Annotated in this window: 3 protein-coding genes; 2 read left to right on the top strand and 1 reads right to left on the bottom strand. The window is 61.5% G+C overall.

The features are described 5' to 3' along the window. Positions 1–2 precede the first annotated feature (2 nt). The gene (glgA, locus tag BN1188_RS06295) at positions 3–1574 is read right to left on the bottom strand and encodes a glycogen synthase GlgA (RefSeq protein WP_040260600.1); all 1572 of its coding nucleotides are present in this window, start codon (positions 1572–1574) and stop codon (positions 3–5) included. Positions 1575–1921: 347 nt separating this feature from the next. Here glgA and BN1188_RS06290 point away from each other — a divergent pair, with 347 nt between their 5' ends. Next, positions 1922–6703 carry a dermonecrotic toxin domain-containing protein gene (locus tag BN1188_RS06290; protein WP_040260599.1) on the top strand — a complete coding sequence of 1594 codons (4782 nt, stop codon included), beginning with the start codon at positions 1922–1924 and terminating at the stop codon, positions 6701–6703. A gap of 96 nt (positions 6704–6799) precedes the next feature. Next, on the top strand, positions 6800–11326 hold the full coding sequence (locus BN1188_RS06285) for a hypothetical protein (protein WP_040260598.1): 4527 nt from the start codon (positions 6800–6802) through the stop codon (positions 11324–11326). Positions 11327–11330 lie beyond the last annotated feature (4 nt).

The following is an 11330-nucleotide window of genomic DNA, read 5'->3' as shown; positions in this document are numbered from 1 at the left end:
GATCAGTAGTGCCGCCCGGCACGTCCATGTGAGCGGTTCACCAGCTTGGTGTACAGCTCGGCATAGGGTTCCACCGCTTGCGACCAGTTGAAGGGCTGTGTCATGGCCCGGCAGCGCATGGCATTGAGTAGTTCCGGCTTGCTGAAGGCGTAGAAGGCGCGCTGCAGAGCCGCTTCGTAGGCTGCGACCGAGGGCTCGTCGAACAGGAAGCCGGTCACGCCGTCCTCGATGGTATCGGCCAGCCCGCCCGTGCGTCGTGCCACCGGCAGGGAGCCAAAGCGTTGCGCGTACATCTGGCTCAGGCCGCACGGTTCATAGCGCGAAGGCATCAGCAGGAAATCACTGCCGGCGAACATGCGACGGGCGTCGGTCTCGTTGAAGCCGATGCGCGCTGACACCTGCCCGGGGTAGCGCTTGGCCAGGTCGCGCATGGCCTGTTCTTCTTCCGGCTCGCCACGGCCAATGATCGCGATCTGGCCGCCGTTGCGGACGATGTAGTCGGTGACGCCTTCGGTCAGGTCCAGTCCTTTCTGGTAGACCAGGCGGGACACCACGGCGAACAGAGGCCCCTGTGAAGGCGCCAGCTCGAAGAGCTTGCGCACATGGTCGGCGTTCACTGTCTTGCCTTCCCAGTCGTTCAGGCTGAACGGGCATACCAGGTGGGCGTCGGTGGCTGAGTCCCAGCTTTCATCGATGCCGTTGGGTATGCCGCTGAGCAGACCTTGCTGCGCCTTGCTGCTGAGGAAACCATCCAGGCCACAGCCAAAATCAGGGGTGGTGATTTCCTGGGCATAGGTCGCGCTCACGGTGGTGATATGGCTGGCGTAGGCCATGCCGGCCTTCAGGAACGACAGCTTGCCGTAGAATTCCATGCCTTCCTGCTGAAGCGCATGTTCCGGAATGCCCAGCTCGGGGCAGCACGCCAGGCTGACCACGCCCTGGTAGGCCAGGTTGTGGATGGTGAACAGGGTCGGTACCTTCACACCACGCCAGTGCATGTACGCGGGGGCCAGGCCGCTGGGCCAGTCATGGGCATGGACCAGGTCCGGCTTCCAGTGAACCATGCCGTGGCCGGCAGCGATGTCACAGGCGGCCATGCCAAGGCGGGCGAAACGGATATGGTTGTCTGGCCAGTCACGGCCGTTGATGGCGCCATAGGGGTTGCCATCGCGCTCATAGAGCTCAGGGCAGATCAAAACGTAGATCACCAGGCCGTCGGCGGTATCCATGCGGCCGACCTTGCAGGGGGGCAGCGCCGCGTAGCCGCTGAGCTCCCCTACGATGTGAATGGGGTTGTCGCTTTCCAATACCTGGGGGTAGCCAGGAATCAGGATACGTACGTCATGCAGATGGCTCATGGCGCGGGGCAGGGCGGCGGACACGTCACCCAGGCCGCCGGCCTTGATCAGGTCAGCCATTTCCGAAGTGACGAACAGTACTTTCTTGCGATTGGGATTCGCAATATGTTCGGGCTGCAGCACCTTGCTGGTCGAAGTAATGGCTGGCAGCGAGGTGACCTCGCTGACTTGCTGGTTGAAACGCTCTCCGTGGGTTTCGACAGCGGCACTGATCATCAAACTCTCTCCCGTCGCGTAAAGGACTACTGGCAGACTTCTAATGTTTTCTAATCCATTCCCCAAGCCGACATCCGTCGGCCAACCGGTATGAAAACCGGGGTATCACACGCTCCTGGAGGGGTGGGCGAGGGTCGCTGTGAATAGGCGCGCCGCTCACTGTTAAGCTGACCCGGTGGTGCGGTAGAAGTTTCGGATTTCTTTGCTAAACCAGCGGCTAGCGCATGAAGAAGTGTAGGAAGCTTTGCGGACTTCGCTATGCGCAAGCGAAGCGGTACAGGATTACCGCATCGCGTGGAAGCTCAGGCGGTGACATAGGCGTTTTCCACCATCGCGGAGCGCGCTCCATGTCGCAACCTTCCAGCCTGTTTCAAATGCTCAGTGATAACGCCTCCCTTAGCGGTGAGGCCATGCAGCGATTCAAGGATCAGCCAACCCTGGAGGATACCGCCGCGCAGTTGGTTGCTCAGGTGCTGAGCCGGCTTACACCGCCCCTCGAGCAAGGTCCCTGGGACATTGCGCTTGGCTGGCCCATCGAGACATCCACCACCGGCGAACCTGAGCACCTGCGCCTCCCCAGGCTGCTCATCCAGCTGTTTGTCAGCCAGACGCCTTTGACCGTAGTCCCGGGTTACCAAATGGCGCTACAGAAGCAGGGTGACCGGTGGGTGCCTTTGTCCATGAACCTGCAACGCTTCGCCGAGGAGCTGGATGCTGTACGGCCATGGCTCATGCAGGCGCATTGGGAGGCCTTGTGCCGCTACTGGAGCGAATTCGACGGGCATGGCGCCACGCCCTGGCAGTGGATGGCCGATTATCTACGACGCGCCTACCGGAGGGAGCTGGACCTGGCTCATGCGCAGCACCGTATCACCCATGAGGCCATCGAGGTGGCGCTGAGCCTGGTTGGCGATGTCGAAGGTGACCTGCCAGCGGGCGCGGCTCCGGCACGCGGGTTACTCATGCACATCATGAATGGCTCGCAGGCGATGCCTTACGATGTGCGCCTGGATCCCCACCTATTGGTCATCCTGCCAATGTCGGACAGCAGGGAAAGCTATCTGCTGTTTTCGCCAAACGCTGGCCTTCGTTATTTCTTGCAGGCCCATGGCCTGAAAGCCTTTCTCGACGCGCGCCTGGCGGAGGATGGGATACTGGAGCGCGTCCGCTTTCAAGTGCTGGAGCCCGAAGGCGACCTCTTCGTCGCCCTGGCCAGAACGCTACTTCAGACCCAACTGTTGCAACTCGACAGCGTGACCGAACGGGTGCGCGCCAGCGTATCGGCCGGAGCTCCGGAATGGCTTGAGTGGAGCAGTGATGCGCTTACCGGTTTTTTCCAACTCGATGGCCATGCCCAGGCCGCGCAGGTTCGTCGCTTGCAAGCAATGCTGCCCGACTGGCTGCGGCGGGCTCGGCTGGCCGATCGTTGGCGTTACGGCAAAGCGTTGCTGCAACTGACCCAAGCGGACATTCTCAGCGGACACGCCTGGTTCCTTGAAGGCATACCGACGATCGAAGCCTATGCGCTTGATCGGCTGCGTACCGTCGCTGCCAGAGCGTATCCAGGACAGCAATCGCTCGAGCCGGAAAACATTCGGCTGAGCCTGGAGCATGTGGTGCCAGACCCGACTGCCGTCGCGGGAGGGCCAGCTCGCACGGAAATCATTACAGAGCCTCTGGCGCTTACCGCGCTGCTGATCGACAACCTGGCTGCGCACAGCGGCGCATGGTTACAGGTCAGCGCCAAGCCGGGCACCACCTTGCCTGCCTGGCTGAATGGCGACGTGATGCGCGACCTGGTACAGCGGGCCGATGTCGGCGGCCAGTATCCTAAATTGCTACGTGAAAGCCTGCTCGAGGGACCGGGAGCGGCGAAGCGGAAAGCTGCATTCGTGGACCAGATCAGATTGCAGTTACCATTACTGGCCCAGGAACTTGTCTTGCGTCAGGCCTGTGACATGGACAACGATGGCGCTCACCTGGTGTTTTCCGGCCTGGATATGGATCCAGCCAGCAACCCCGGACGCATGATGAGACTGGGCGTTACCGCGGGCGACGCTTATGGCGTGGACGCCATCGCGGTTACCTATGTGTTCGTAGCGACTGAACAGAGCGGTGGGCCTTGCGTGCTGTATAGGCCCTTGCATGCTCAGCCGCTACGTCAATTCTGTTCGCTGGATGCCTTGCTGGAAGACCTTGCCGCCCCCGGCGAGGTTCAGGATGACGCGTTGCGCTGGATGACTGACCTGGGACGTGCCCGATACAGCCATGGGGGGGTCCGCGAGCCCCGGGTAGCGCGCTTCGGCCAGGGCAGTGAATTCGCTCCCGTGGAAACCGGCGCGCCGGCGCGCCTGGTTCTGACCCCCATGGCGCCTCCTGTCCTGGACTCGCTCTATGCGCAGGTGGTAGAGGCACTGATCAGCGTGGCGGAGCAGCGATCGGTTTCCAATGCCGAGAACTTCTGGATCTCGCTTTCCCAATTGGGCTGGACCCTTTTCAATGGGCTGTTGCCCATTATGAACGGCCCCTTGGCCACGGCCGGTTGGCTGTTCCAGCTCAGTGAAGCCTTTGTCCGCTTTCTGGAGGCCGAAGCCAAGCCTACCTCGGAGCGCGACGGCGCGCGACGCGACCTGCTGCTCACGGTCGTCATGCTTCTGCTCAGCGAAGCCATTCGCTGGCCCGGGGACGAAGAGCTCGGCGCGGTCGGTGACGAGCCGGGGACCTCGGCGCCTCGGGAGGAAACCGATGACACTCAAGAGGTACCAGGCCTACAGGAGGTGCCGGCTCCGAGCGTGGAGCAGACGTTCTTCGAGCCGGGACCGTTGCCACGGCTGAGTGAGCTCGCCGTGTCCGAAACGGTCGGTGTACCGACGGCCATGGGCTTCGAGCTGGGCTGGGCGTCTCCTGAGCTGAGCTTGAGCGCAACCCAGCGGCAGGCATTGCGCCGACTGCGGGTAACCGCGTCCATTGGTACGCCTGCCCTGGTGCCCCACGGGCCGACCAAGGACCTCTACCTGTCTTCCGACCGCCTCCTGGTGAAATGGGGGCAGGATTTCTTTACGGTCAACTTCGACCCTGAACCCCGAATCGTTGGGCCACAGGGGGAACCTGGGCCTTACCTGCGGCGCGACGAGGCGGGGCGCTGGATATTGGATACGCGCCTGCATCTGCGGGGTGGCGGCCCGAAAAGACGGATCGAGGCCCGCCGCCAGCAGAACATGCAGGTCCGTCTCGCGGGCGAGCAACTGTATCACCAGGCTGTGGAGGAGTTCGACAGCTTGCTGGAGATGACCAATCCGCTGGCCAACGAGCTGGATAACCGTACCGAGGCAGGAGAGGCTTTAGTAGAAGAGCGGGAAAAGCTTCATGCTCTCTTCGACGAGGGTTATCGCCGCATGGAGGCCCGCCTCAAGGAATACAAGGGCCTTCAGGAACAGACCCCATTGCCAGACTTCGCCGACCGCGCATGTGGGCTGCTTGGAAGGCTACTAAGTACGTCCAAGGCCATTACCAACAACCTTTCCGAGCTAAACCGCGCCTATGTTCTCAGCTCTCCTTTCGTACGTGCCCAAGAGGAGGAATTGAACCGTGTTATCGATGAGGACCTTCCGGCCTGGCAGCAATTTCTTGAGCGCCAGGCCGAAAACAGTCAACGTGAACTGGACTATGTCCTGGCTCATCAGGAAACCATCGCTGAAATAAAAACGTTTCCGGGACTTGGGGCCAGAGCGCTCAAGCAAAATGAGGGCATAGTGCCGCTGGAACATTCAGCGCTCGACCTCTACGCCAACCAGGTCTATTGCCGGATCGGGATCATTATCGAACCTGTGCGTGGATTACCTGATCTTTCCAGGCAGATGCAGGATGCCTTGGAACCTGCCCTCATTTGCGCCGAGTCCCATTCGCGGGTCGTCGACCGCCCTGAGGTCAGCCGGGAGGAAAGCATCCAGGTATTCGACACTGCGATCAGCGAGTATCAGCGCGCAGAGGACGCACTTGCGCTCTTGGAGCAAACTCTGGAGCCTCAATTCCAATCCTCAGCCATGGGCAAGCTCAGAAACACCCTTGCTGCCTTGGTGAGCGATGCGGAAAGCCGACTGGGCGACTTGTTGCGCGAAACCATGGTCGACATGCCCCAAGGTAATGACAGTCATCTACAGGGCGCCGCCAGGGTTCCGCAGGCCATCAGGCCCACCTCCTCTAGGCGCAGGAAGGGCAAACAGCCTTCACGCCCGCCGAAAGGGGCCGGAAAGAGCAAGGGGCAGGCCGGTTCCGCCGCCACGCAGTTGCAGGTGATACATACCGTCGATGGTCAGGCCCTGATGGCTGAAGTGCGTACCGATATACAAAGCGGTACGCGCACCGCCAGCGTCACCTCCAATAACCAGGTAGTCGCCACCTGGCACCCTGACCCCGAGACCGGGCTTTGGGCCAAACCCGTGCGGCGAAAGCCGGTTGCACCGGAGCGCGTCGAGCAGCTCGGCACTTGTATGCGCGAGGCCGAGCGTGCTTTGGCGACGGCTCGTAAAGAAATCGTTCAGATCAACCGTCTCAAGAGAGTCACTCGCATACCTGCTGACCTGGAAGACCAGTTCCACAACCGTGCCCGCCAGCTTGAAGAAGCGGCCGAACATATCGACCGGGCCTTGACCCGGTTGAATGAGACTGATGCAGCAATCGACAGGCAATCGGCTGAACTGAAGGCACGTCAGCTGCGTGAAGAAGCCAGGCGCGCGCGCAGCCTTGGCACCGAAGCAAGAATCGAGCTGACCCTGAACCTGCCGCCAACCCCTGGCCGGTTGCAGTTTCTGGTGAATCAGGGGCGCGCGACCATTCATCGTCTCGGTAAGCGGGTACCACTGAAGCGAGCAGGGCGCCGGGATTTCGTCCAGGAATACGAGATTCGCGACAGTACAGGCCACTCGTTGTGGTATGCGCATTTCCATTACGACACCATGACCGCTCCGGCCGATGGTTACACGGCGGCGCACTTGAAAACCCCCACCCAGCGTTTCGATGGCTACCACAAGCAACTTGAACAAGCGAGAAACGATCAGGAGGTGGTCAGCATCTACCGCAGTCGAATCGAGCCTAACCTGGCCCGGACGCTGTTTTTATCGCTACTGTGAGGACCACTAGGCCAACCCGGGCGTAGTACAGGGTTACCGCCCCTGGCTCGTATCGCAGGGCAAAGATGAAGACTTCTTTGCACAGGAGCCTTCATCTTGACTCTCTCCCATACGTCATCGCAGCAACAAGTTTCGCCAGGCCAGGTAAGCCAGCGTCTGGCGAAGCGGCCGCGTATCGCCAGCGTCGCCCTTGAGTTCTTGCATGGCCCGCTGGCGGCCATTCGCTTGCCTGCGTTATCCACTGCCAGCCTGGCGACCGGCATTTGGCGCCGGGTCGATCAGCAGTTCGGTTTCACCGGATATGCACTGCGCCCGCTGGCCTATGCCGTTTACCAGCGGTATCTGACGGATAAACCCGTTGATCTTGCCGAAGAGTTCAGCTTCCTGACGCTTCATCCCGGCAGCGAATATCCGCAGCGGGCACAGGTTGACCAGTCTGCCCTGGCGAGCGAAATCGATCTGGCTGGCGCGGGCCTGATCGATGCCTGGTGTGAGCGCTTGACCCGCTATTGGTCAGAGCCCCAGGAAGACGGAACGAGTTTCTGGGCTTGGCTGGCCCAGTACTTGCGACAACAGATCACGCGAGCGCGCCAAGCCGCCCTGACCCAAGGTCTGATAAGCCTGCGAGAAGCAGAGTGGGTTGCTAGCGCTTTAGCGCTCGCTGCGTCAGAGACTTCCGTTCCTGGTATGGGTCGACAGGCGACCGCTAGGGTATTGCTTGAAGATGCCTCTCCTGTCCCGCGCTTGGCGATCAGCGTCGGGCGGCCGGACAGCGGTTGGCTGCTGTATTCGCCTTTTGACGGGTTTTCTCGTTTCGACAGTCTGGCTGACCTCGAAGCGCACCTTGTCCGGCCTTTGGGAAGTGCCGAACGCGAGCCAGTGACAAACGCTCATGACCTATTCCACCGCTGGGCTTATGGCATTCTCGATCGGCATCTCAGCCACTTGCGGGCGCTGGCCGTCACCCTGCGCCAGCAACATGCCGAGCCAGCGCTGTTCGAGTCGCGGATGAATGAAATGCCGGCGGCTACGCTATTGGACCACGCTAACCAGGTGTGGCGCAGCGAAGCCATGCGTCGGCATCTACCAGACTGGCTTCGCCAGGCTAATGAGGCCCAGCGCCTGTGCTACGCCGATGGGCTAAAGGCGCTCATCCAGGCCCAGGCCAGTCGCCGCGATGCCCCGTTGCTCGGAGACATCCCCACCGCCAGTCAATTCGCTAGCAAGCGCTTGATCGCGGAAACGGCTCGCCTGCATCCCGAGGCCCCCCTGACCAACCCTGAGGATGTGGTCATTCATATCCACCGTCGGGACGACGAAGCGCTCCTTTCCATCGCAGGTGGCGGGGCCACCATCACCTTCACTGAGCAACGGATCAGCTTGGTGGACTTCAGCCTGGTCAATGTCGGCGGTCGTCCCCGCGGATGGATGAGTGTTGGCTCCCGACCGGGCAAGGGGCTGCCCGGTTGGCTGGACGAAGACGCAGCCACAGCCCTGGTCGTCCAGAGCAACGTGGGCGCCACCTACCTGTCCTTTCTCAGGGAACATCTGGCGGGGGGCGGCGACGCTGACAAGCGTCGTCAAACTTACCGCACGCTGGCGGCTGCCCAATTGCCGCTGCTAGCCCTTGAACTCCACTTGCGCAGGCAAAACGACTTCGACGAGCGAGGCGTAGACCTGGTGCGACGCATATTCAGCCGGAGCGAGCCGGCGGGAACTGCGGCGGTTACTCAGTTGGCCTTGCGGGCGGAGGCTGATCTGCCACCCGATCCGATCGCCGGCGTCTTCATTCTTTCCGACCTGCCCGTCAGCGATGTCCTGGTGCTCTATTCGCCGCTGGGTCTGGAGCCCTTGCGGCAATTTTCCAGCCGCAGGGTATTACACGATTGCATCCTTTCCGAACCGCCCTTGCGGCAGGCAGTGCTCAATGGGCTGAGCGATACCGCCAGGGACCGCTACACCCATGGCGGCCTGGAAGCCCCGCGTTGGGCGCGCTTCGGGATTGGCGACGAATTCGCGCCGCTGCCTGCACCGCGCCCGGCGCAGCTGGCTGAGTTGCCGATCGGCAGCGCACCGCTGGATGCTTTCTATGACAGCGTGGTAGAAGTCATCACCCGCACCGCTGATCGCCAGACCGTTTCCAATTGGGAGAGCTTCTGGATGTCGGCGCAGCAAGTCAGCTGGCTAGCATTCAACCAATTGTTGCCGCTGTTCAGTGGCGTGGGCGCCACCGCGGCCTGGCTGATCCAGTTGAGTTACGAGATCGACGCACATTACAACGATGCGCAGGCGCGGGCTCCGCAGCCTCCGGATGAAATCGATAGCGGGCAGGTGTTGCTAGACCTGATGCTGGCCTTGGTCAGCGAAGGTTTTCATTTGACCGTAGGCAAGAGCGCTGCGCTCGAAGGTTCCGAATTGCCGAAGGGCACTTCGTGGCACCAAATTAGCGCCTTGCCACTATCGGACTTGCGCTGGTCGACACCAGAGGCTGAGCTGACGCCCGCCATGCGGGAACAATTGAACGGGCTGGCGGTAGCCGCGCCTGTGTCGCCGCCCGTGGCGGCGACCGAGGGTGTGCACCAAGGGCTGTATTTGGTGGAAGGGCAGTGGCTGGCGCCGGTGGGCGACCACTGGTTCCGCGTGCACGTGATCAATGGCGACATCCGGGTGGTCGACCCGACAGGGGCTGAACGCTCAGGCCCCTGGCTGCGCCCGGTAAGCGGCGGCCAGTGGCAGGTGGATCTTCGCTTGCGTCTACGCGGCGGTGGGCCGAAGAGACGCATCGATAAGCAGCGTGAGGAGAACCAGCGGCTGCGGGCCGAAGCCAGCCAGCACCTGACGGAGATCGAACGCGTATATCGAAAGCTCCAGCAGGTTGGAGGGCCGGTCGAAGCACAAATAAAAGCCGACCTCGACGCAGGCAACGCAGCCGAAGCCAAAGCTCGGCATTTGGCGGAACTGGAGCGTGTAGAGCATGCCTACGCCGATTTACAACAAGCCTGCCAGGGTTATGAGGCCATACATGCCAAGGTCGCCCTGGCGGACTATCACGAACGACTGTCCATGGCGCTTGCCGCCGAGATCAACACCTGTGGCTACTACCTGAGCCTCAACCGCCAAGCGCTCAAGTTCTTTCTCGCCGAGCATCCAGCGTTTTCCGAAATCCTGCGGGACGGGTTACCCATGAGCCTGGAGCAAAGAACCATCTGGTTCGAGTTCCTTCGTGACTATGTGCATACAGTGGAAGCAGGTGTGTCCTGGCGCAGCCGCCTGGAGGATCACGTGCGTCGATTGGAAGAAGTCCCCATCCATGGCGCGCGCTGGCTGGACCGCTTGAAGCCGAAATTCGCGAGCTATCGTCCATTGATCGAATATCAGGCCTTGCGCTTGTATACCCAGCTGAGCGTGCTTGACGCCCCCATGGTGGAGGACGAGGCAAACCTTCAGCTTTTCCATCAGGCCATGAAGCCCTTGGTATTGGCGCTCAATACCCATAAGCAAATGATTCTGGACCCTGATCTCGGGGTGGTGGCCGCAAAGGAACTGCTCGATGGAGTGGTCAATGCCTATCAGGGCGGTGAGGAAATGGTACAGGTGCTCAAGCACTCCCTGCGCCCTGAATATGTTACGCCGGGTATGGACCGCCTGCGGGAGATCATCAGTGAGCAACGAATAGCAGCCGAAAACTGGCTTGGCCGATTGTTGGTGGACGCTCAAGCCCAGGCCCCGGAAGTCGTGAAGGTCGCGCCTATCAAAGATCCGAGGCAAAGAGTGATTCGAACCCGTAATCGGGGCCCCCTGGTTGCGCGGGTGCGTAAAAAGCCGGGGCACCCTGGCACGGAGATCGCTGAGGTCATTTCCCCTCTGGACGACAGGGTGGTTGCCAGGTTCGAGCCAGACGAAGCAGGGGGCGATTGGGTTGAGCGCGCGGTCCCGGCGCCGCCGCGCAAAACTGAACATGGCGACATCAACCGGCTTGCCCAGGAGGCTGACCGCCGCTTGGCCGATGCCGCTCGCCAACTGGCCCAGGCGCCGCGCTTGGCACAAGCCACTCATATTCCCATCGAGCTTGAGGAACTGCTCTTGGGTACGGCCCATGACCTGAACGCCCTCGCGGAAAAGATCGAGCGCAGCCTCACGCAAATGAATGAGACGGACGTGGCCGTGGAGGGGGTTCAGAGCGCTGAAGGCAAGGTGCGCTCGCTCAGAACCATGGCCGCTAGCATCAAGCGGGAAGCGCGCGCGCTGCGAGTTCGCCTGACCAAGATGGCACTGCCCACGGTCGCGCGTGTTCGCTATCTGGTCGAGGAGGGCGAGGCGCATATCCGTCGTCTTGGTGGGCGCGTGGCGCTCAAGGGGCAGGGCAAACGCAAGGACCTGGTGCAGGAGTATGTAGTGGAAGAGCCTGGCGGCACCCCCCTATGGTATGCCCACTTCCATTACGCCAACGCAGGCGTCGGGGATCAGGACTACCTGGCCGCGCATTTAAAGACGGTGAGCCAACGATTCGTAGGCTTGAGCCAGCAAATGGCTCAGGCGGCCGACAATGCCGAGGTGGTGAAGGTCTATCGCAGCCGGATCGACTTGCAGAGCGCGCGGGCGCTGTTCCTGAACCAGCCCTAGACGC

Origin of the sequence: Pseudomonas massiliensis (assembly GCF_000826105.1) — a bacterium.
GTDB lineage: Bacteria > Pseudomonadota > Gammaproteobacteria > Pseudomonadales > Pseudomonadaceae > Aquipseudomonas > Aquipseudomonas massiliensis.
Note: the sequence above shows the minus strand (reverse complement) of the source record. Positions and strands in the feature narration are given on the sequence as shown.

Coding starts and splice junctions, on each gene's coding strand:
- glgA (WP_040260600.1), bottom strand. CDS start 1,574: ATGATCAGTGCCGCTGTCGAAACCCACGGAGAGCGTTTCAACCAGCAA.
- BN1188_RS06290 (WP_040260599.1), top strand. CDS start 1,922: ATGTCGCAACCTTCCAGCCTGTTTCAAATGCTCAGTGATAACGCCTCC.